Raw genomic sequence first — 20556 nt, forward strand, 5'->3', positions numbered from 1 at the left:
CAGGGCCTACAGGTGGCACCCCACCAGCACCGGTTCGGGTTCGAGGACCACCCCGAAGGCGTCGGCGACACCGTCGCGCACCTGCCGCGCCAACGCCAACAGGTCGTCGGTGCGGGCGGTGCCGCGGTTGGTCAGGGCCAGGGTGTGCTTGGTCGACAGGCGCGCCGGGGCGTCGGCGGCCGGGTGACCGCGGCCGAAGCCGGCCTTCTCGATGAGCCAGCCCGCGGACAGCTTCACCCCGTCCTGCGCCGGGTAGCGGGGGACCGCGACATCCCCGACCCGAGCCGCGATCCGTTCGAGGATGTGAGGCAGATCATGCTCACCGACAACGGGATTGGTGAAGAACGACCCCGCACTCCAGGTGTCGTGGTCGGCGGCGTCGAGCACCATGCCCTTTCCCCGGCGCAGTCGCAGCACCGCCTCGCGGGCGGCAGCGACGGATACCCGCTCGCCCGGCTCCACCCCGAGGGCGGTGGCGAGTTCGCGGTAGCGGATGGGCGCACTGAGGCCGTCGTGGGTCAACGCGAAGGCCACCGCGGTCACCACCCGGTCCGACCGGTGTTTGAGCGCGCTGGTGCGGTAGCCGAGTTGCAGCGACTCCGGCGACACCCACTCCACGACACCGGTCGCGCGGTCGAGGACCTGTACCTCGTCGAGCACGTCGGCGATCTCGACGCCGTAGGCACCAACGTTCTGCACCGGCGTGGCGCCGGTCGCACCGGGGATGCCCGACAGGCACTCGAGGCCCCCGAGGTCGTGGGCGACGGTGTGGGCGACGAGGCGGTCCCAGTCGACGCCGGCGCCGGCGACGACCACGACGGTGTCGCGGGCGGGGTCGGTCTCGCCCACCCGGATGCCGTCCTGCGCCATCTGCACCACGGTTCCGTCGAAACCGTCATCCGAGACAACGAGATTCGATCCGCCGCCGACGATGAGAACCGGCTCCCCGGCCCGATCGAGGCGGTCGAGGGCGGCGACGAGTTCGTTGACGTCGGTGGCGCGGACGAGCCCGCGTGCGCGACCGCCCAGGCGCAGGGTGGTCAGGTCGGACAACGACACACCGCCGTCGGTGTCGAGGTCGTTCGCGTAACGGGAGCCCACCTGCCAACGGTAACGTCTGCAGGTCATGGCGACGAAGCTGCAGCACACCATCGAGTTCCCGTTCGGAATGGCGGCCTACCGCAAGGCCATCTCCGACCCCGAGTACTGGTCGACCCTGGCGGTCGGTTCGGAGAAGGCGCCGGGTGAGCTCGAATCCGCCGACATCACCGACTCCGGGGCGCGGATCGCGCTCATCCAGAAGATCCCGGCCGACAAGCTTCCCTCGGCGGTCACCTCGATGATCCCCGGCGACCTCGCGATCCATCGGAAGGTGTCGATCGACTTCACCTCCGACGACCGGTCGGCGGGCACCTTCGACGCCACGGTCAACGGCGCGCCCGCCACCACCTCGGGCACCATCGAGGCCACCGGCGCGCAGGAGTGCACCATCGCCTTCGCCGGCGAGGTGACCGTTCGAATCCCGTTGATCGGCGGGAAGATCGAGAAGATGATCGCCGAGAACATGCGCACACTGTTCGAGGCCGAGCGCGATTTCACGATTGCCTGGCACCAGGAGCACCCCTGACCAGCGAGGCGGTACGGTAACCCCATGGCGCGACGTCTCAGCTACTCAGCCCGCTACGAGCACCCCACCGAGAAGGTCTACTCGGCTCTGTCGAGTCGCGACTTCTGGGATGCCCAGATGGTGGAGTTCCGGAAGCTGACCCCCCAGTCCGATGTCGAGAAGTTCACCGTCGACGAGAACGGCATCGACATCGTGCTCGTACAGACGCTGCCGAAGTCCGATCTGCCGGCCATCGCCAACGCGGTGATCAAGAAGGACATGATCATCACGCGTAAGGAATTCCTCGGGCCGTTCCACCCGGAGAAGACCGAGGGCACCTACAGCGCGGGCATCCCCGCCGGCCCGGGCAGCCTCACCGGTGTGCAGGAACTGTTCCCCACCGACACCGGCTGCACGCTGCGGCGCACGACCGAGGTCAAGGTGTACGTCCCGTTCGTCAACGGCAAGCTCGAGCAGCTCATCCTCGTCAATCTCGTCGACCTGTTCCGTGGCGAGGCGGAGTTCACCGCGGACTGGATCAAGGCCAACGGCTGAGCCGTTCCCCGAGGGTGTCATCACCCGCGGCACCACCAACATCAACCGCCTCCGCCGGGTCGACCGGTGGATGGCCTCGCGACCCGAGATCGTCGACGTCCTCCGTGCTGCCGAACATCCGCTCGCGGTCGACCTCGGGTACGGCGATCGACCTGACACCGCCGTCGAGATGTACCGACGCCTGCGACCGGTGGTCGCGAACCTGTCGCTGGTGGGTCTCGAGATCGACCCCGCCAGGGTGGTCGCCGACCGCGACGGTGTCCGATTCGCCCGTGGCGGTTTCGAACTCGCCGGTCTGCGACCACATCTCGTGCGGGCCTACAACGTGCTGCGTCAGTACGACGAGGAGCAGGTCGTCGGCCACTGGCGTCGGATGCAGGACGCGCTCGCGCCGGGCGGGCTCATCGTGGAGGGCACGTGCGACGAGATCGGGCGACGCTGCGCGTGGATCCTGCTCGACGCCGACGGGCCGCGCTCGCTGACGTTGTCGTGGGCACCGCGCCACACCGACCACCCCTCGGCCATCGCCGCGCGGCTGCCCAAGGCGCTGATCCACCACAACCTGCCGGGACGCCCGATCCACGCCCTGCTCACCGCCGCCGACCGGTGCTGGGACATCGCCGCGCCGTATGCGCCCTACGGTCCGAGGGTCCGGTGGTCGCACGCCCGACGCGCGCTGGCGGCGAGCGGGGTGCCGTGTGAGATCCCGCGACGCCGCCTGCGCGACAACACCCTCACCGTCCCGTGGTCGTTCGTGGCGCCGGAGGCGTAGCCGCACCGACGGCCCGAGAGCGCCGTACCGTGTCGGTCATGCGTATCGCGATGGCCCAGGTGTCGACAGGCACCGATCCGCACGCCAACCTCGGCATCGTCGCCGCCCGCACACGGGAGGCCGCCGCCGCGGGCGCCGAGCTGGTCGTGTTCCCCGAGGCCACGATGTGTCGTTTCGGGGTGCCGCTCGCGCCGATCGCCGAACCCCTCGACGGACCGTGGGCCGACCGGGTACGGGCCATCGCCGCCGAGGCCGCGACCACCGTGGTGGTCGGCATGTTCACCCCCGCCGACACCCGCGACGGGCGGACCCGGGTCACCAACACGCTGCTCGTCGCCGGACCCGACGGATCGACCACGTCGTACGACAAGATCCACCTCTTCGACGCCTACGGGTTCCGCGAGTCCGACACCGTCGCCGCGGGCTCCACACCCACCACCGTCTCCGTCGGCGGACACACGGTCGGTCTCGCCACCTGCTACGACATCCGCTTCCCCGAACTGTTCACCACCCTCGCCGCCGACGGCGCCGAACTGGTCGTGGTGCCCGCCTCGTGGGGTGCGGGCCCGGGCAAGCGGCGTCAGTGGCGGGTGTTGGCCCAGGCCCGCGCCCTGGACAGCTCCACCGTCGTCGCCGCGGTCGGGCAGGCCGTGCCCGAGGACCCCGCCCTCGCGGAGTCCTCGGCGCCGACCGGGATCGGCAACTCACTGCTGGTCGACCCCTTCGGCGAACTGGTGGCCGAGTACGGCGAGTGCGAGCATCTCGGCGTCCACGACGTCGACCTCGAGCGTGTCGAGGCCGCACGTTCGGCGATAGGCGTGTTGGCGAACCGGCGTCTGGCGCCCGCCCGCGCGGGTGTCGTGACGGCCTGATCGGCGGTTCGCCGGACGACCGCCGACGTCCGTCGGTCACCCGTCGCCATCGTGTTTTGCGGGAACTCTCACGATCGCCTCACCATCGGCAGGCAGAATCGGAGGTGATGAATGAGCCCGAGCGACCCGACAACAGTCCGCAGCAGCCCGGCCCCACACCGCCGACCGAGCAGATCCCGGTCGGCGGGCAGGCGTATTCGCAGACACGCCCTTTCGACGCCGAGCCACAGACACAGCAGGTGCCGGCCTCCGATCCGGGGCCCACACCGACCCGACCGAGACGACGCACCGGCGTGATCGTGACGATCAGCGCGTTGGTAGTCGTGCTCGTCCTGGTGATCGCCGGGGTGGGCAGCGAGCTGTACCTGCGCAACGCCACCAAGGACTGCCTGGAGAAGTCGTTCAGCGACGTCACCGGGTCGTCGGCGTCGGTGTCGTTGAGCAAGAAGCCGATGTTGCTGCAGTACGCCACCAAGAAGGTCCCGTACGTCCAGATCGACGCAGACGGCGAGAACGGGAAGGCCATCGAACTCCACGGCCGCGCCGACGACATCACCGCTCGATCGGACGGGTCCACATTGGGCTCGCTGTCGGCGAACGGTTCGGTGCCGTTCTCCCGGATCGTCGAACTGAGCAAGCAGTCGGCTCAGAACTCAGCCGATCAGAACACCGGTGGCACCGACGCCGCCCAGAACGACCAGAGCGGTCTCGCCGGGCTGTTCGGTGGTTTCACGTTGAACAGCGTCACCGGCAACACCTCGACCGGGACGATGTCGCTCGACGCGACGGTCACCGTGGCGATCTTCCCGATCCCGGTGAGTGTCGAACTGAAGCCGACCGTCACCGGCGGGAAGATCGAGTTCCAGGTCGTGAAGGCGAGCGCGCTGGTGTTCGGTGTGCCGTCGGGGTTCGCCCAGACCCTCGTCGACGGTGTGTCGAAGTCGCTGTTCCCGCCGCTGTTCGACCAGCTCGACTTCCAGCAGCTCTCGGTCACCTCGACCGGGGTCGACTTCCGGGTCACCGGCACCGACGTCCCCCTCAACCCCGACACCCTCGGATCGACACCGGTGGAGCAGCAGGGCTCGACCAACGACGCGTGCACCGTCCTGTGAGCCCGGATCCGCTCTGGCTCTTCGGCGATCAGCTCGGTCGCCACATCCACTCCGCACCCGAGCACGCCGACCGCGAGGTGGTCCTCGTCGAGTCGTCGGCGGCCATCGCGCGCCGCGGCGGGCACCGACAGAAGGCGCATCTCGTACTGTCCGGGATCCGCCATCTCGCGGCCGAGCTCGGTGACCGCGCCCAGTTCTGGCAGGCGTCGGGGTACCGCGACGCCCTGGTGGAACTCGGTCGCCCCGTGGTGGTGCACGAGCCGACCTCGCACGCCGCGTCGGCATTCGTCGCACGCCTCGCCGAGGAGGGGCTGGTCTCGGAGATCCTGCCCAACCCGTCGTTCGCGCTGTCGCGCAAGGAGTTCGGCGAGTGGGCCGGCGACGGCACGAAGTTCCGGATGGAGAACTTCTACCGCGATCAACGCAAACGATTCGACATCCTCATGGACGGCGACAAGCCCTTGGGCGGTAGCTGGAACTACGACCACGACAACCGCGACTCACCACCCAAACGCGACACCCTCGGGGTCGATCCGCCGTGGTGGCCCACCGAGGACCAGATCGACGAGGAGGTCCGCGCCGATCTCGACGCGATGGCCGCCGACGGTGTCGCGTTCACCGGGGTCGACGGGCCACGCCTGTTCGCGGTGACCACCGACGAGGCCGACGAGGCCCTGCGCACCTTCATCGACCAGCGACTGGCCACGTTCGGTCGCTGGGAGGACGCGATGATGGACGCCGACTGGACGATGTCGCACTCGCTGCTGTCGGTGCCGCTGAACCTGTCACTGCTCGACCCGCTGGAGGTGGTGCACGCCGCCGAGGCCGCCGTCCGCGACGGGTCGGTCGACATCTCCGCAGGCGAGGGCTTCATTCGACAGATCATCGGGTGGCGTGAGTTCATCTGGCACCTGTACTGGCACTACGGGCCCGAGTACATGGCGAACAACAGCCTCGACGCGCATGTGCCGTTGCCGGACTGGTTCCGCGACCTCGACGCCGATGCGGTCACCGCACGGTGTCTGTCCGAGGCTCTCGGCGGGGTGCGCGATCGGGGCTGGGTGCATCACATCCCCCGACTGATGCTGTTGGGAAGTCATGCGCTGCAGCGGGGATACGATCCGGCCGAGCTGTCCGAGTGGTTCCGCGCCAACTTCGTCGACGGATTCGACTGGGTGATGCCGGTCAACGTGATCGGGATGAGCCAGCACGCCGACGGCGGGCTGATGGCGACCAAGCCGTACACCTCCGGCGGCGCGTACATCGACAAGATGTCCGACCACTGCAAGCCGTGCGACTTCAACCCGAAGAAGCGCGTCGGCGACGACGCCTGCCCCTTCACCGCGGGCTACTGGGCGTTCACCCATCGCCACGAGGAGATGCTGCGCAAGAACAACCGCACGGCGCGGTCGGTGGCGACGATGAACCGTCTGAAAGACCTCGACGAGCTGCTCGAGCAGGAGGCCGCACGCGAGCAGTTCTGACACGCAGACGAACCTGAGAATCTGCGCGAAGTCCACAGCGGTGGCTCAGTTCCCGGCGGTACGATCGGCGACACCGACCGACCGATGTGAGGTGGCATCCACCATGCGAGGACGTACGAAGGCAGCGCACAACCCGGTGTTGCGCACTCCCCTGGCCGTGACGCTGGTCAGCTACGCTGGCGTCGTCTGGGCGGCGATTGCCGTCTTCGCGGTGACCCTGTTCGGGTCGACCGCCATCGGCGACAACCGATCCACCTACACCTATCCCCTGCACCATTGGTTCATCGCCGGCGGCGCCGCGGCCGGGGTGGTGCTCGTCCTGCTCGTCGGCGTGCACGTGCTCCTCACCGACGTACGCCGGCGACGGATGGGCCTCTGAGCGGGTTGCGATCGCCGCGATCGTGATCCTCGACGGGTGACCGCAGCGCTCTTAACGTCGGAACGCGTGTCTGCCGACTTCTCCCTCCCCGCACCCTCGAACGACTCACCGGACAGCGGGCGGGGCACCGTCGAGCAACGTCGACTCCGTCTCGTGATCGCCTCGGCGCTGCTCGGGACCACCATCGAGTGGTACGACTTCTTCCTCTACGCCACCGCGGCGTCGCTGGTGTTCAACAAGGTCTTCTTCCCCGACACCAGTTCCTACGTCGGCACCATGTTGTCGCTGGCGACCTTCGCCGTCGGGTTCGTGGTGCGACCGATCGGCGGGCTGGTGTTCGGGCACATCGGCGACCGCATCGGGCGCAAGCGGACCCTCGCCGTCACGATGCTGCTCATGGGTGTCGCGACCGCGCTGATGGCCGTGTTGCCCACCGCGGCGCAGGTCGGTGTCCTTGCCCCTGTGCTCCTGCTGCTCCTGCGTATCGTGCAGGGCTTCGCACTCGGTGGCGAGTGGGCCGGTGCCGTCCTCATGGCCGTCGAACACGGCCCGCGCGGGCGCACCGGGTTCTTCGGATCCATCCCTCAGGTCGGACTCGCCCTCGGCCTCGGTCTGGGCACCGCGGTGTTCGCCACGCTGCAGACCGTCTTCGACTCGGCTGCCTTCCTCGCCTACGGCTGGCGGATCGCGTTCGGCCTCAGCGTGATCCTCGTGATCGTCGGATTCGTGGTGCGGCTCGTGGTCGAGGAGACACCGTCCTTCCGAGCGGCCGAACGGTCCGACGACACGGTGCGCGCCCCCATCGCCGCGCTGTTCGCCGATCGGGGTCTGCGGCGCCAGACGGTGTTCGGCCTGCTGTCGCGCTGGGCCGAGGGCGCCGCATTCAACACCTGGGGCGTCTTCGCCATCACCTACGCCACCACCACACTCGCCATGGACAACGTGTCGGTGCTGTGGGCGGTGACCATCGCGACGGCCGTCATGGCGGTCGTGATCCCGTTCTCCGGCCACATGGCCGACCGCATCGCACCGAGATGGATCTTCCTCAGCGGGATCGCCGCCTACGGCCTCGCCGTGTACCCGGTGTTCGCGCTGTTCCACACCGGCGACATCGTGTGGTTCACCGTGGGGCTCGTCATCGTCTTCGGGCTCGTGCACGGCTGGTTCTACGGTGCCCAGGGCACGCTGTACGCGATGCTCTACCCCACGCCCGTGCGCTACACCGGCATCTCGTTCATCTACAACTTCGCCGGTGTCTACGCCTCCGGTCTGACCCCGCTGATCCTCACCGCACTGATCCACAGTGGCGGCGGCAGTCCGTGGCGGGCCGCGGGATATCTCGTCGCGACCTCGGTCATCTCGGTGGTGGCCACGCTCTTCCTGCGTCCTGCCCGTCCCGATCAAGCTCTGACGTGGGCCGACGACATCGACGACGACGCCGTACCCGCTTCGGTGGGCAGCGGTGAACCGGTGTCGGCAGGTGTGCCACGCTCGTCGACATGACTTCTGCCTCGACCGGTTCCCTCACCCGACGACGCGTCGCCGCGATGGTCGACCACACGCTGCTCAAGCCCGAGGCGTCGCGCGACGACGCGCTCGCGTGCGTCGCGGAGGCCGCCGAACTCGGTGTGCTCGCGGTGTGTCTGTCACCGTCGATGCTGCCCATCGACACCGGGTCGCAGCGGACCTGCGTGGTGGCGGGATTCCCCTCGGGCAAACATCATTCACTCGTCAAGGCCGCCGAGGCGCGACTCGCCATCGACACCGGCGCCGACGAGATCGACATGGTGATCGATGTCGGCGCCGCGGTCGCCGGACTCTACGACGAGGTGTTCGCCGACGTCCTCACCGTGCGCGAGGCCATCGGGCCCGACGCCGTGCTGAAGGTGATCATCGAGTCGGCGGCCCTGCTGGAGTTCGCCGGACCCGAGGCGGTGACCGAGGTGTCGCGTCGCGCGGCGCAGGGCGGCGCCTCGCTGGTGAAGACGTCCACCGGCTTCCACCCCAGCGGAGGGGCGAGCGTGCAGGCCGTCGAGTTGATGCGGGCCGCGGTACCGGCTTCGGTCGGCATCAAGGCCTCGGGCGGCATCCGGACCGCCGAGTTCGCCGCCGAACTCATCGGTGCCGGCGCCACCCGCCTCGGCCTGTCGGGATCACGCGCGGTGCTCGACGGTTTCGCCGACGACTGATCCGCTGGTTCTCTTCCGGCTTTCTCCGGACAGTCAGCGGCGGTAGTGGGCGATCATCTCGGGGTCGATGACGTACACCGAAGGTGATTCTCGACGGATGATGTCGATGAGTGCGAGTTCGACAGCAGAGCCGCGCGGGCGTGTGGTGACGGCAGGCTCGATCCACGGATCAGTTGCCGTGCTGCTGGTTTCGGGCACGCGCGTACTCGCCGGCATGTCAGAACCCTGGCGGAGGAGTTCATCGATACGGTGGAGGTGGTTGGCTCGTAATTGTTCGGGTGGGTCGGTGTTTCGTCGCCAGCCGTATCGGCCGCGATCCGGCCCGTCGACGATTTTCTCGGTGACCCAGTGGTGGGGTTTGTCGCCGACGGCCCTGTTGTGTGGTCCGCACGCGGGGGCCATGTCCGTCGAGTCGGTCAGTCCGCCGTCGGCCCAGTCGGTTTCGGCGTGATGCATTTCGGTGTGGGCGAACGGGACGGGACAGTTGTCTTTGCTACAGCCCTTGTACTTGGCGAACGCCATGAAGCGTTGCGCCCGCGATGCCAGTCGCTTGGCCCGTCCGTAGAACAGGGGCTCGCCGGTGGTCTCGCTGAACACCGTGAGATGCGGTTGCGCGTCCGCGGCCAGTTTCACCACATCCGACATCGGCAGGTCAGCACCGGTCGCGGTGCGTGCGATACCCGCATGCTCCCGCAATTGCTCGTCGGTGATCGAGACGATGATGTGTGGCGGCAACCCGCGATGGGATTCCCCGAGGAGGCCACCGTCGGTCGCCGCGCGCAGCAGAGCGGTCAGGGCATCGTGATTACGTTGGGACTGACTACGGCAGTCGCAGTCGGCCGCCTCCCGCAACACCGCTGGGTCGACCTGGGCGCTGTCCCCGCTCGGGGACTGATCGTCGTCGGGATTATTCATCCCAGGTGCAGCCCACGCGGCGAGTACGACATCGAACAGGGCACGGGTCGCAGGATCGAGGGTGGCCGAGAGTTTCGACATCAACTGCGAATCTTGCGCGCCCAGGGACAGTTTGCGTTGCCGGTTACGATCGCGATCGTCGGTCAGTTCGCCGTCGGGATCGAGGTGCGCCAGGATGCGGCTCCCGGCGGCGCTGATCTCTTTTGGTGTCAACGTGACCGCGAACTCGGCCAACTGTTTCTCCGCTTTCGCGCGCTCGACCACATCGACAGCGGACGGGATCTTGGCCATCACATCGAGCACCGCGTGCACATGATCGGGACCGATGGTGCCGGCGGTTGCCTCGGCCGCGGTGGTCGGGCATGCGGGAGGGAGTTTTTCGCCGGTCATCGCGAGCATCGGCTCGAGTGCCTGGACCGCGGCCATCCGCTTCTTGGGGTGCGTGATCCGCAGGTTCGATCGCAGGAATTCGGTCATGTTCACACACCCGACCGCCTGGTGAGCATTCCGATCGGACACCTCGAGAATCCGCCTGTTGCCGAGGGATTCGATACGCCGAGCGATGGTTTCGTGACGTTGCGCGAGATCTGCGACCTCGATCTCGGAACAGGCGTCGGTGGTTTGCGTCGCGATCGTGTCGAGAAGATGTTCCAGCGCAGCGTAATTCGATTCGATATCAGTCACAGCTGCGCCTCCCCTCGCGTCGTGCTGTACAGCTATCCTAGCACGGATGTTCGAGAGTTGGGCCGATCAAATTTCGTGAATGGTGTTTATTGTCAGTTCATTTGGGTTCTCGGTTGCGTTCTACTGCCGCCAAGTGTGCGGAAAGGCTTCGTCGAGTGTGCATTGGTTCGTCGTCGGCTCACGTCATGCGGCGAGCACACTCGACTTGCTTTTCCACACACTCAGCACAACCACTCGACTCGCTTCTTCGCACACTCAGCCGAACCACTCAGCACAACGCGCGGTCTCGGGTGTCGGAGAGGAGAGCGGTGAGCAGATCGTTGTAGCGGTCGTGTTCCTCGATGTTGCTCATGTGTCCGGTGTGCTCGAGTACGAGGTACTCCTGCAGGTGGCCCGCAGCCTTGAGCGTCGAGGCGATCGCGTCGGAGTGCATGCGCGGGGTGAGCCGATCGTCGGTGCCCACCACGACCGCGGTCGGCACCGTCAGGTTGATGACGCCCTGCCACACGTCGAGATCGAGCAGCGCCGACCCCCAGCGCGCCCGGGCACGAGCGGGGCACTCGCTGATCATGTGGTCGCAGAACTCGACGTGCGAGAGCCTGGCCTGGGTGTTCAGCGCGATGTACTGCGCGACCTTGGGTGACGCGGTGGTGTGCGGCAGCGGAGCCGGCGTGGTGGCGACCAACCGACCGACGGCGTGCTCGAACGGGCGGGTGAACCGCGGGAGCCCCTCGGGGACCACCGCGAGGTTCTGCACCACCTCGACCGCCGCGGTCGAGGTGAGCACCACCACCCGGGCGAATCGGTCGACACTCGCCGGGTGGTGTTTCGCCCACGCCAGCACCGACATCCCGCCCATGCTGTGGCCCGCGATCAACGCTCGACGCCCGTCGGGGACCACCGCCCGCAGCACCGCCTCGAGATCAGATCCGAGCAGCGCGGTGGTCGGTTTGGTGCGCCCCAGCGGGGTCTTGCCGTGGCCGCGCTGGTCGTAGACCACCACGCGGTGATCGGCGGCGAAGGCGTTGATCTGGGCGTACCAGTGTCGCGTGTTGCAGGTCCAGCCGTGGGCCATCACCAGCAGGTCACCGTCGGGCGGTCCGTAGGCGAGCACGTTGATCGGATTGCCGTCGGAGGCGCGGACGTCGATGCGCTCGGGCGCCACGGTCGGTTCGGCGAGCAGCGCGTCGGGGCCGTCGTCGATCGGCGCCGGTCCGGTCAGGGCCGTGCGGACCAGAGCACCCAGGATGGTCCCGACCGCGAGCCCGGCCCCGCCGAACGCGACACCGCCGGCGATCGCGGTCCCGGTCAGCACTCGATGCGAGCCGGCGATCTCGCGTACCGGCCGATGCGTCCTGGTCATGGGTGGGTGCCTCTCCGATACGTGCCCGGGCCGGGATCGGTCGGGCGGGGTTGACGGGTGCGACCTACCCGGTCAGGGGGTCGGAGTCGGGGATGCGGTCGCTGTCGAAGATCTCCGATGCCTCGCCGAGCGCCTCGGAGATCTTGACGTCGAGTGACCGCCGCAGCGCCGATTCCACGATCTCGTGGGCCATCGGTCGCACCGCACCGATGAGGTGGGCGACCTTGGCGACCTCGGTCTCCTCCATGTCGAGCAGCCGCCCGTCGTCGCCGAAGTACTTGTCGGTGATGATCGCGACAAAGTTGTCGGCGATGTCGTCGATGTCGTCCTGGACGCGTTCCCATTTGCGCAGGAGCGATTCGAGGTCGATACCCGCCTTCACCAGCACCTCGGCACCCTCGAGCAGTTCGGGGCTCTTGATCGCGTACTGCGCCCCCTCCTTGGCGAGAAGGCCCAGTTTCTGACTCATCGCGATGGTGCGTTCGTCGGCGCCCAGGGTGCGTCGCAGTTCGGTGAGGGTGATCGTCGCCGCCCGTTTGAGCGTGCGCCAGCGGCCGGACCTCGGGGTCCCGTGGAGGACGTGCTCCACCTTCATCCCGTAGTGCGCCGCCTGCAGCAGTTCGCTGATCGTCGCGAAGGTGTAGCCGCGTTCGAGCAGTCGGGAGATGAGGTTGAGACGCACCAGGTGTTCCTGTGAGTACCACCCTGTGCGCCCCTTGATCTTCGGCGACGGCAACAACCCGCGATCCTGGTAGACCCGGATGTTGCGCACGCTCACACCCGAGACCTCGGCGAGCTCGTTGATCCGGTATTCAGCCACGCGGCGAGTCTATCCGCGCGGTGTACGAGACCTCGGTCGGTCAGTGCTAGATGATCGCGCCGCGGCGCAGCAGGAACTTTCCGGGCCCGCCGATGAGCCCGCACTCGTCGAGGAACGACACGGTCTTGGCGCATCCGTTGCGCTTGCGGTCGTTGTAGTACGTGTTGTTCCGGGCCGCCTTCACCGCGGCCTTCTTGTCGAGGCCGGCCGCGGTGTACACCTTCGGGTTCACGAGGCAGAACACCACCATGTAGACGGTGATCGCGAGCATCAGCCGGGTCAGATGCCTCCGGATCGGGCTCATGTCGGCGGCGATGCGCACCGTCTCCTCGCGGGCGAAGCGGATGTGCCGCGCCTCCTCGAGCACGTGGATCTTGCTGACGGTGCGGGTGACCGGCTGCACGCGCGGGTCTTTCATGAAGTCGCGCTGCATCATGTCGAGGATCTCCTCGGCAGCCAGCGTGCCGCCGAAGGCGAGCGATCCCGACGCCAACGCCTTGAACGGGCGCGACAGGAAGTTGATCCACTTCGGGCGCTCGTAGTTCGGGATGCCGAAGTGCTCGGCGGCCTTGGCGAACATCGTCGAGTGCCGGCACTCGTCGGCGATCTCGGTGAGCGCGAACTGGAAGTGCGGCGACGCCGGATCCTGCTTGTAGGCGTCGCGGATGAGCATCTGCATGAGGATGATCTCGAACCAGATGCCGGTCGCGCTGATGCTGGCGGCCTCGTGCTCGGTGAGGGTGATGCGCTGGGACTCGGTCATCTGGTCCCACATCTCGGTGCCGTAGAGGCTGCACCACTCGGGCGTCATGCCGTAGTAGCTCTCGTGATCGATCGGGGCATCCCAGTCGACCTCGATCAGCGGGTCATAGGACTTGCGAGCCGACGAGGCCAGCAGTCGACGAGCGGTGTCCTGACGGTCCTGCACGCGATCGAGTCGGGTGAGGGGCTCGGCTGCGATGGTCATCGGTGGGCTCCTGTCGAGGGCACGATGTCCTCGGTTGACGACAAAGTCCTTGTCAATCAACGATGCGATATGACACCTACCGTTGTCAAGGTATTGAGACAACGAATATTGTCACGCCACGCGATGGCACCGACGGGTCGCCCAGGTGTCAGACCTTGCGGAACCAGCTCTTGTTCTGGATCGCGTCGACGCGGGGACGCACGTCCACGAGGTAGACCAGCACCGCGACGATGCCGATGATCCCGAACAGGCCCAGCAGTCCGAAGAACCAGATGAACAGGCTCGCGAGCACCAGGATGCCGACCCAGATCACCTTCGACTGTCGGTCGACGGCGGGGAAGGCGTCGGGACGCTGGATCGCGGCGTGGACGAGCGCGACGATCGCGGCGGCGCCGCCGACGATCGTGAGGATCAAGACGATCAGGCTCTGTCCGTAGGCGAGGATGCTCATGGTCCAGATCCTATCCGGGCATCACCGACACCGTTCCCACACGCCGAACGCCCCCGACGAACCGTGGTCCGTCGGGGGCGTTCGCGTATCGCTTCCGGCTTGCGCCGAGGAGTGCCTTACTTCGAGGCGGCCTTCTTGGCCGGGGCCTTCTTGGCGGGTGCCTTCTTGGCCGGGGCCTTCTTGGCGGGCGCCTTCTTGGCCGGGGCCTTCTTGGCGGCCGGCTTCTTCGCGGCCGGGGTCTCCTCGGCCGGGTTCTTCAGCTCCTCGAGCAGCTTCGCCGGGGAGTCCTTGCGACCCCGCGCCTTGGCCTCGACGGTGCCGGCGGCGCCGGCAGCCTTGCCCGAGGCGAGGTTCGCGAGCTTCGCGGCGCGCTCACCGACGGCCTTGGTCTGCGAGGAGATGGTGCCCAGGGCGTCCTCGGTCAGATCGACGGCGTCGTTGTAGACCTTCTCGGCCTTCGAGACGTTCTCCTGGAACTCCGGCTGGGTGCGCAGACGCTCGACGGTCTCCTCGCCGCGCTCGGCGAGCGAGTTGTAGATGCCGGTCGCGACCTCGATGTAGGCCTCGGCGACCTTGCGGAGCTCTTCGGGGGTGAAACGTGTACGCAGGTCGTCGATACCGGCAGGCACCTCCTCAGGAAGGGCGTTGATGCGCTCGCGGGTCTCGGTGAGACGCTCGCGGGTCTCCTCGATACGTGCCTGGGCGGTCTCGGTGGCGGCCTCGGTGCGCTCGCGGAGCTGGGTCAGAACCTCGTTCACCTGCTGCAGGGCGAGGTCACCGACGCCGACCGCGGCGTAGATGGGAGTCGAGAAAAGCTTATCGTTCTTGCTCATTGGTGTCTCCTTCATGGATGTTGCGATGGTGAACCGACTGCAACGCCGTTCTCCTTGCGGAACGACTCGTAGATCTCGAGCAACATCTGTTTCTGTCGCTCGCTGATCTGCGAATCGGCCAGCAGCGCGTCGCGTATCGGACTTGCCGCACGTTCTTCGAGAATGCCTGCGCGGACGTAGAGCACTTCCGCCGACACACGCAGACCTTTCGCGATCTGCGCCAACACATCTGCTGACGGTTTGCGCAGTCCTCGTTCGATCTGGCTCAGATACGGGTTGCTGACTCCGGCCCGTTCGGCCAACTGCCGAACCGAGACTTCCGCGGCGACCCGCTGAGACCTGATGAACGCACCGATGTCCTGTGCGGCGTTCACAACGTTCTCGACGGCGCGAGTCGCTGCGTCCTCGGCATCCACGAGAGACGGTGTGTCCTCCGATGGATCAACCGATTCAGACTTCATCGGTACCTCCTTGAGTCTCTGCAAAGGAGTATTCGCACGAGTGCTAGCAAAAGCAAGCACTCTGCTAATTTTCGACCCCGATAGTGGTCGATCCCACACAGAGCGGGGTCTCGCGAGCGCGTTCAGCCGAAGAGCAGCACCGAGATCGAGTAGATCGCGAGGCCGGCGAGCGAGCCGACCACCGTGCCGTTGATACGGATGAACTGCAGATCACGACCGACCTGGAGTTCGATCTTGCGGCTGGTGTCCTCGGCGTCCCAACCGCGCACGGTCTCGGTGATGACCGAGACGATCTCGGTGCCGTAGTTGGCCGCGACGTGACGCGCCACGCGCACCGTCCAGAAGTTCATCTTCGTCTGCAGCGCCTCGTCGTTGCTGACGCGGGTGGCGACCTTGATGACCGCGTCGGCCAGGGTCGCGCGCAGGGTGCTGTCGGGGTCGTCGAGTGCCTGTTCCAGAACGGCTTTCGCGGCCTTCCATGCCGACGACGCCGCCCCGGCGACCTCGTCGCGACCGATGAACTCGGCCTTGATCTCCTCGAGGCGGGCGATGGTGGCCTGGTCGTGCTGCAGATCCTGCGCGAAGTTCTCGAGGAACTGGTTCATCGCCCGGCGCACCTCGTGATCGGGGTCGGAGCGCACCTTGTTGGTGAAGTCGACGAGTTCGCGGTGGATCCGCTCCCCCACAACGGCGTTGAGGAACTTCGGCGCCCAGGCCGGCCCGTCCTTGTCGATGACCCGGTCGATGAGGCCCTGACTGTCGAGTGCCCAGTCGTGCGCGCGGTCGCACAGCATCGCGATGATCGGCGCGAGACGGTTCTCCTCGATCAGCTGCTCGAGCACGCGACCGGCGGGCGGCCCCCACTGCGGCTCGGCCATCCACCGCATCCCCGCGACGATGAACGCCTCGATGTCCTCGTCGCGCAGCATCTCCCCCGCCAGGCCGATGGCACGTGACGCCTCCTCGCTGATGCGATCGGAGTTCTTCGGATCGGCGAACCACCGCGAGACGCGCTGCGGCAGATGCAGTTTCTCCACCTGGTTCTCGATCACCGACGGCGTCATGAAGTTCTGCTCGACGAAACCGCCGAGCTGATCACCGATCTGGTCCTTCTTGCGGCGGATCAGGGCGGTGTGCGGGATGGGCAGGCCCAGCGGTTGGCGGAACAGCGCGGTGACCGCGAACCAGTCGGCGAGCGCGCCCACCATGCCGGCCTCCGACGCCGCCCGAACGTAGGCGACCCAGCCGGCGGCATCGGCGCCGTCGCGGCTCTCGATCCAGCGGGTCAGCAGGTACACACCGGCGGCGAAGACCAGGAGTCCGGTGGCGACCACCTTCATCTTGCGCAGGGCCCGCCTGCGTTCGGCGTCGGCGGCGTCGAAGCCGGACAGACCGGTGGGGGCGGCGCTGGGGGCAGGCGCGGGGTCGGTGCGCTGCGCCGTTGACATCGAATTCACCCGACCAGTCTTACCCGAAGAGGACGTCGGTGCCTGCGCGGCGACGAGCTGCGGTGATCCGATGCCCACCGGCGGGGATACTGTGGGCGCATGCCCGCCCGCCAGACCACCGCCGCCGCGGCCCGTGCCGCCGTCGTGGCCGCCGCGAACGCGACGAAAGGACTCGAGGCCGCGCTGCGGGGCGCGGCCGACGACATCCCCGACGGCAAACCCGACGGGCGCAAGCAGCGGTGGCAGCAGCACAAGGAAGAGCGACGCGCCGAGCTCGTCGACGGCACGCTCACCGCGGTACGGGCACTCGGCGCCGACATCGGCATGGACGAGATCGCCTCGCACATCGGTGTGTCGAAGACCGTCCTCTACCGCTACTTCACCGACAAGAACGATCTGAACACCGCGGCGATGGTCCGGTTCATCGAGGTGACCCTGCTTCCGCGTCTCACCGAGGCGCTGATCGACGACGTCGACGAGTTCACGATGACGCGCGCGGTCATCTCCATCTACGTGCAGACCATCGCCGACGAGACACAGATCTACACCTTCGTGACCAGCTCGAAATTCGCCAGCCCCACGGTGCTGGCCGATTCCGAGAAGCTCATCGCGCAGGTCGTGGCGTTCGCGATGAACGAGCGCCTCGGCCACCGCGGACTCGACACCGCCGGATTCGAGACGTGGGCCTACGCACTGGTCGGCGGTGTGCAGCTCGCCACCCACTGGTGGATGGTCGAGCGCACCCTGAGCCAGGAACAGCTCATCGACCACCTCACGATGCTGGTGTGGACGGCATTCGTCGGCATCGCCGAGGTCGGTGGTTCGGCGGCGGAGTTCAACGCCCGCGACCATCCGCTGCCGGAGTTCGGTGTCGCACCGTCGACGTCGGGGACCTGACTCCCTACAGTGACGCCATGAGCGATCACGACACCGCGGGCCACGCCGACGACGACGCCGGCGGGTACACCGGTCCGGCGACGGTGACGGTGGGCGGGCGTCGTCCGGTGGAGGCGAACGTCCAGCTGATTGGCCACTTCGATCCCATCGCCGGGCGTTATATGTGGCAGGGACGTATCCGCGGGTTGACGGCGGTGTCGGATCCCGCCGACCCCCCGGTCGCAGAGGGCACCGAGGTGCGCATCAGCACCCCGCACGGCGCGGGCGAGGGGACGCTGTCGGCGGAGGACGCCTTCGGCGGGCACGTGGTGCGCGGCGTGAGCGCGCCCCCGTTCGCACAGCTCCCCGACGACGTCGACCGGTGACGTCGGCGGCGCCGCCCTCGGTCGCGCTGGTGACCGGCGCGAGCCGCAGTCTGGGGCGCGGTGTCGCACGAGCCCTGGGCGCGGCCGGGTGGACGGTGTACCTCACCGCGCGGGGCGGTACCGGGCCCGACGACCGGCTCGGTCGGGTGGCCGCCGAGATCGCCGAATCCGGCGGCACCGCGTACCCGATCAGCTGTGATCACACCGACGACGACGCGGTGGCGTCGCTGTTCGATCGCATCGACGGCGACCACGGCCGACTCGACCTGCTCGTCAACAACGTCTGGGCGGCGCCGCGCGGCTTCGGCGGATTCTCCGAGAAGTTCTTCGAACGCCCGATCTCCGACTGGGACAGTCTGATCGGCGTCGGGCTCCGCGCGCACTACGTCGCGTCGGTGCACGCGGCGCGGCGCATGGTCGACCAGGGCTCCGGTCTCATCGCGAGCATCTCGTCGTTCGGGTCGCGTGGGCATCTGCACTCGGTGCTCTACGGGATGAGCAAGACCGGACTCGACAAGATGTCCTCCGACATGGCGCACGAGTTGGTCGGGACGGGCGTCACCGCGGTGAGTCTGTGGCCGGGGCTGGTACGCACCGAACTGCTGATGTCGTTGGGCGTCAACGAGTTCGCCGGGTTCTCCCTCGACCGCGCCGAGGACCCCACGTTCATCGGCCGCGTGATCGACGCACTCGCCCGCGACCCCGACCTGCCGGCGCGCAGTGGCGCCACGCTGGTGACCGCCGAACTCGGTCATGAGTACGGACTGGTCAATGACGACGGTGTCGTACCCGATTCGCACCGCGACGCATTCGGCGGTGGCGGACTGTTCGGCCCGGTAGTTTGACCGGCATGTCCTCCTCCGACGAACCGTCCTCGGACCATCCCGCCATCGCCGATGCCCCCGCGATCCTGCGTGCGCGAGCGCAGGGACAGCTGAGCGAGATCGACCAGCGTTCGACCCCGGGCTTCGACGGCGACAAGGCCGCCGGCAAGAAGGCACTCAAGGCCCGCGGTGAGTTGCTGGCGGGTCTGCAGGAGCGGCTCTACGCGCACGGCCGCAGCGGCGATCCGCGATCGATCCTGCTAGTGCTGCAGGGCATGGACACCGCAGGCAAGGGCGGCATCGTCCGGCACGTGATGGGCATGGTCGACCCGCAGGGGGTGTCGCACTCCTCGTTCGGCAAGCCGACCGACGAGGAGCTGTCCCACGACTTCCTCTGGCGCATCCGCGCGAAAGTGCCTGCGGCAGGACAGATCGGCGTGTTCGACCGCTCCCACTACGAGGACGTACTGGCCGTGCGCGTCCACGATCTCGTCCCCGAATCCGAGTGGTCCACCCGATACGCGATCATCAACGACTTCGAGTCCGAGCTCGTCGCGGCCGGCACCACCATCGTCAAGGTGATGCTGCACATCTCGACCGACGCCCAACGCGAACGGCTGGCCAAGCGCCTCGACCGGCCCGACAAGTACTGGAAGTACAACCCCGGCGACATCGACGAACGCCAGTACTGGTCGGCGTATCAGGAGGCCTATCAGGTGGTGTTCGACGAGACCGACGTCGACGCCGCGCCCTGGCACATCGTGCCCGCCGACCGCAAATGGTATGCACGCCTTGCCGTCACAGAGCTCGTGATCGACGCTCTCGAACGCCTCGACCTCGAATGGCCCGCCCCCGACTTCGACGTCGAGCACGAGAAGAAGCGGCTCGCCGCGTCCTGAACTCCTGCGGCGCCCTGTCCGACGACCATTGGTCCGGCGACGACCGGGCCGAGCAGCAGCCCGGTGGTGATGGCCACGAGATGCCCGAGCGTCGTCACCGAGGGATCGACGACGAGGGTGAGCCCGGCGAGTCCGACCACCGTGGTCGCGAACGCCCGCCGCCACTGCGGTTCGATGAACTGCGCCGCCCCGCCGACGAACGCGAAGATGGCGTAGCTGACCCCGATGTCGCGCATCGACATCTGCGACGACGACGTCGCGCCCACCGCGATCGCGACCCACAACGCGCCCTGACTCACCCCCGTCCCGACGACGTGTCCGGCCAGACCCAGTGCGGCCCAGCGTCGGACACCGAGCCGTCGTTCCATGGGGATCACCACGATCGCGAACATCACCGCGTAGGGCAGCCAGTACGCGCCGTCGAGCCACGCCAGGCTGGTGACGAGCACCCCGATCGGATCGGACACGAGGTGGGAGATGTCGGTCGAGGAGTCGGCCAGCCACGCCGACACCTGCGCCGGGGCGGCGGTGCGCTGCAGCACCGTGGTCACCAGCAACAGGGCGAGCCAGCTCACCGACACCGGCGCCGACCGCACCGCCTCGAACACCCGTCGCATCGTCATGTCGACCACGGTGGTCGCGGCGATTCAACCGACGCTG

At 67.6% G+C, this 20556-nt stretch carries 22 protein-coding genes and 1 pseudogene; 13 read left to right on the forward strand and 10 right to left on the reverse strand.

Annotation, left to right across the window (positions count from 1 at the left end; translation table 11 throughout):
* Positions 1 to 6: 6 nt before the first annotated feature.
* Positions 7 to 1128 (reverse strand): UDP-N-acetylmuramate dehydrogenase, encoded by a 1122-nt coding sequence (locus ACLBW1_RS10625; protein ID WP_447811793.1) that lies wholly within the window; start codon positions 1126 to 1128, stop codon positions 7 to 9.
* Between ACLBW1_RS10625 and ACLBW1_RS10630 the strand changes: the two genes are divergently transcribed.
* The 9 genes from ACLBW1_RS10630 (at position 1127) to deoC (ending at position 8969) form a co-directional block, all read left to right on the forward strand.
* Entirely contained in the window at positions 1127 to 1627 is a 501-nt protein-coding gene (locus ACLBW1_RS10630; RefSeq protein ID WP_447811794.1) for a DUF2505 domain-containing protein, read from the forward strand. The two genes, ACLBW1_RS10625 and ACLBW1_RS10630, sit on opposite strands and share 2 nt — an antisense overlap.
* A gap of 24 nt (positions 1628 to 1651) precedes the next feature.
* Positions 1652 to 2161, forward strand: a complete 510-nt coding sequence (locus tag ACLBW1_RS10635; protein WP_447811795.1) for a DUF2505 domain-containing protein — start codon at positions 1652 to 1654, stop codon at positions 2159 to 2161.
* A 70-nt stretch (positions 2162 to 2231) separates the two neighbouring features.
* The gene (locus ACLBW1_RS10640; protein ID WP_447811796.1) at positions 2232 to 2933 is read left to right on the forward strand and encodes a class I SAM-dependent methyltransferase; all 702 of its coding nucleotides are present in this window, start codon (positions 2232 to 2234) and stop codon (positions 2931 to 2933) included.
* A 38-nt stretch (positions 2934 to 2971) separates the two neighbouring features.
* On the forward strand, positions 2972 to 3805 hold the full coding sequence (locus ACLBW1_RS10645; RefSeq protein ID WP_447811797.1) for a carbon-nitrogen hydrolase family protein: 834 nt from the start codon (positions 2972 to 2974) through the stop codon (positions 3803 to 3805).
* A 107-nt stretch (positions 3806 to 3912) separates the two neighbouring features.
* Positions 3913 to 4917 carry an LmeA family phospholipid-binding protein gene (locus ACLBW1_RS10650; RefSeq protein ID WP_447811798.1) on the forward strand — a complete coding sequence of 335 codons (1005 nt, stop codon included), beginning with the start codon at positions 3913 to 3915 and terminating at the stop codon, positions 4915 to 4917.
* Complete coding sequence (locus ACLBW1_RS10655; RefSeq protein ID WP_447811799.1) at positions 4914 to 6401, forward strand: cryptochrome/photolyase family protein; 1488 nt, start codon at positions 4914 to 4916, stop codon at positions 6399 to 6401. Before ACLBW1_RS10650 ends, ACLBW1_RS10655 begins: the two co-directional genes overlap by 4 nt.
* Before the next feature lie 103 nt (positions 6402 to 6504).
* Complete coding sequence (locus ACLBW1_RS10660; protein ID WP_447811800.1) at positions 6505 to 6780, forward strand: hypothetical protein; 276 nt, start codon at positions 6505 to 6507, stop codon at positions 6778 to 6780.
* Between the two features lie 66 nt (positions 6781 to 6846).
* Positions 6847 to 8283: an MFS transporter gene (locus ACLBW1_RS10665; RefSeq protein WP_447811801.1), complete on the forward strand. Its 1437-nt coding sequence runs from the start codon at positions 6847 to 6849 to the stop codon at positions 8281 to 8283.
* Positions 8280 to 8969 carry a deoxyribose-phosphate aldolase gene (deoC, locus tag ACLBW1_RS10670; RefSeq protein WP_447811802.1) on the forward strand — a complete coding sequence of 230 codons (690 nt, stop codon included), beginning with the start codon at positions 8280 to 8282 and terminating at the stop codon, positions 8967 to 8969. Before ACLBW1_RS10665 ends, deoC begins: the two co-directional genes overlap by 4 nt.
* A 33-nt stretch (positions 8970 to 9002) precedes the next feature.
* Here deoC and ACLBW1_RS10675 read toward each other — a convergent pair whose 3' ends face one another.
* The 8 genes from ACLBW1_RS10675 to ACLBW1_RS10710 form a co-directional block, all read right to left on the reverse strand.
* Entirely contained in the window at positions 9003 to 10568 is a 1566-nt protein-coding gene (locus ACLBW1_RS10675; protein ID WP_447811803.1) for a DUF222 domain-containing protein, read from the reverse strand.
* Positions 10569 to 10836: 268 nt separating this feature from the next.
* Positions 10837 to 11931: an alpha/beta fold hydrolase gene (locus ACLBW1_RS10680; protein ID WP_447811804.1), complete on the reverse strand. Its 1095-nt coding sequence runs from the start codon at positions 11929 to 11931 to the stop codon at positions 10837 to 10839.
* 64 nt (positions 11932 to 11995) lie between these two features.
* Positions 11996 to 12751: a MerR family transcriptional regulator gene (locus ACLBW1_RS10685; RefSeq protein WP_447811805.1), complete on the reverse strand. Its 756-nt coding sequence runs from the start codon at positions 12749 to 12751 to the stop codon at positions 11996 to 11998.
* A 46-nt stretch (positions 12752 to 12797) separates the two neighbouring features.
* A complete protein-coding gene (locus ACLBW1_RS10690) occupies positions 12798 to 13718 on the reverse strand; it encodes an AurF N-oxygenase family protein (protein WP_447811806.1) in 921 nt (306 codons plus the stop codon).
* 148 nt (positions 13719 to 13866) lie between these two features.
* Positions 13867 to 14169, reverse strand: coding sequence for a DUF2516 family protein (locus ACLBW1_RS10695; RefSeq protein ID WP_447811807.1), 303 nt, complete (start codon positions 14167 to 14169; stop codon positions 13867 to 13869).
* Between the two features lie 116 nt (positions 14170 to 14285).
* Positions 14286 to 15002 (reverse strand): heparin-binding hemagglutinin, encoded by a 717-nt coding sequence (locus tag ACLBW1_RS10700; RefSeq protein WP_447811808.1) that lies wholly within the window; start codon positions 15000 to 15002, stop codon positions 14286 to 14288.
* A gap of 11 nt (positions 15003 to 15013) precedes the next feature.
* Entirely contained in the window at positions 15014 to 15463 is a 450-nt protein-coding gene (locus ACLBW1_RS10705; RefSeq protein ID WP_447811809.1) for a helix-turn-helix domain-containing protein, read from the reverse strand.
* Positions 15464 to 15585: 122 nt separating this feature from the next.
* Entirely contained in the window at positions 15586 to 16911 is a 1326-nt protein-coding gene (locus ACLBW1_RS10710) for a DUF445 domain-containing protein (RefSeq protein WP_447812156.1), read from the reverse strand.
* Between the two features lie 99 nt (positions 16912 to 17010).
* Here ACLBW1_RS10710 and ACLBW1_RS10715 point away from each other — a divergent pair, with 99 nt between their 5' ends.
* From ACLBW1_RS10715 to ACLBW1_RS10730, 4 genes are read left to right on the forward strand one after another with little or no spacing between them, the layout of a single operon-like run.
* Positions 17011 to 17808, forward strand: a complete 798-nt coding sequence (locus ACLBW1_RS10715) for a TetR/AcrR family transcriptional regulator (protein ID WP_447811810.1) — start codon at positions 17011 to 17013, stop codon at positions 17806 to 17808.
* 17 nt (positions 17809 to 17825) lie between these two features.
* The gene (locus ACLBW1_RS10720; RefSeq protein WP_447811811.1) at positions 17826 to 18173 is read left to right on the forward strand and encodes a DUF4873 domain-containing protein; all 348 of its coding nucleotides are present in this window, start codon (positions 17826 to 17828) and stop codon (positions 18171 to 18173) included.
* Positions 18170 to 19018, forward strand: a complete 849-nt coding sequence (locus tag ACLBW1_RS10725; protein WP_447811812.1) for an SDR family NAD(P)-dependent oxidoreductase — start codon at positions 18170 to 18172, stop codon at positions 19016 to 19018. Before ACLBW1_RS10720 ends, ACLBW1_RS10725 begins: the two co-directional genes overlap by 4 nt.
* 5 nt (positions 19019 to 19023) lie before the next feature.
* Positions 19024 to 19896 (forward strand): PPK2 family polyphosphate kinase, encoded by an 873-nt coding sequence (locus ACLBW1_RS10730; RefSeq protein ID WP_447811813.1) that lies wholly within the window; start codon positions 19024 to 19026, stop codon positions 19894 to 19896.
* 44 nt (positions 19897 to 19940) lie between these two features.
* Here ACLBW1_RS10730 and ACLBW1_RS10735 read toward each other — a convergent pair.
* Positions 19941 to 20519 (reverse strand): annotated as a pseudogene (locus ACLBW1_RS10735) (rhomboid-like protein); the annotation flags it as partial.
* Positions 20520 to 20556 lie beyond the last annotated feature (37 nt).

The sequence above is a fragment of the Williamsia sp. M5A3_1d genome, assembly GCF_053345315.1.

Excerpts from the sequence above, each read along its gene's own strand:
- ACLBW1_RS10630 (WP_447811794.1), top strand. The coding sequence starts at position 1,127 with ATGGCGACGAAGCTGCAGCACACCATCGAGTTCCCGTTCGGAATGGCG.
- ACLBW1_RS10625 (WP_447811793.1), bottom strand. The coding sequence starts at position 1,128 with ATGACCTGCAGACGTTACCGTTGGCAGGTGGGCTCCCGTTACGCGAAC.
- ACLBW1_RS10635 (WP_447811795.1), top strand. The coding sequence starts at position 1,652 with ATGGCGCGACGTCTCAGCTACTCAGCCCGCTACGAGCACCCCACCGAG.
- ACLBW1_RS10640 (WP_447811796.1), top strand. The coding sequence starts at position 2,232 with ATGGCCTCGCGACCCGAGATCGTCGACGTCCTCCGTGCTGCCGAACAT.
- ACLBW1_RS10645 (WP_447811797.1), top strand. The coding sequence starts at position 2,972 with ATGCGTATCGCGATGGCCCAGGTGTCGACAGGCACCGATCCGCACGCC.
- ACLBW1_RS10650 (WP_447811798.1), top strand. The coding sequence starts at position 3,913 with ATGAATGAGCCCGAGCGACCCGACAACAGTCCGCAGCAGCCCGGCCCC.
- ACLBW1_RS10660 (WP_447811800.1), top strand. The coding sequence starts at position 6,505 with ATGCGAGGACGTACGAAGGCAGCGCACAACCCGGTGTTGCGCACTCCC.
- deoC (WP_447811802.1), top strand. The coding sequence starts at position 8,280 with ATGACTTCTGCCTCGACCGGTTCCCTCACCCGACGACGCGTCGCCGCG.
- ACLBW1_RS10680 (WP_447811804.1), bottom strand. The coding sequence starts at position 11,931 with ATGACCAGGACGCATCGGCCGGTACGCGAGATCGCCGGCTCGCATCGA.
- ACLBW1_RS10690 (WP_447811806.1), bottom strand. The coding sequence starts at position 13,718 with ATGACCATCGCAGCCGAGCCCCTCACCCGACTCGATCGCGTGCAGGAC.
- ACLBW1_RS10695 (WP_447811807.1), bottom strand. The coding sequence starts at position 14,169 with ATGAGCATCCTCGCCTACGGACAGAGCCTGATCGTCTTGATCCTCACG.
- ACLBW1_RS10700 (WP_447811808.1), bottom strand. The coding sequence starts at position 15,002 with ATGAGCAAGAACGATAAGCTTTTCTCGACTCCCATCTACGCCGCGGTC.
- ACLBW1_RS10705 (WP_447811809.1), bottom strand. The coding sequence starts at position 15,463 with ATGAAGTCTGAATCGGTTGATCCATCGGAGGACACACCGTCTCTCGTG.
- ACLBW1_RS10710 (WP_447812156.1), bottom strand. The coding sequence starts at position 16,911 with ATGTCAACGGCGCAGCGCACCGACCCCGCGCCTGCCCCCAGCGCCGCC.
- ACLBW1_RS10715 (WP_447811810.1), top strand. The coding sequence starts at position 17,011 with ATGCCCGCCCGCCAGACCACCGCCGCCGCGGCCCGTGCCGCCGTCGTG.
- ACLBW1_RS10720 (WP_447811811.1), top strand. The coding sequence starts at position 17,826 with ATGAGCGATCACGACACCGCGGGCCACGCCGACGACGACGCCGGCGGG.
- ACLBW1_RS10730 (WP_447811813.1), top strand. The coding sequence starts at position 19,024 with ATGTCCTCCTCCGACGAACCGTCCTCGGACCATCCCGCCATCGCCGAT.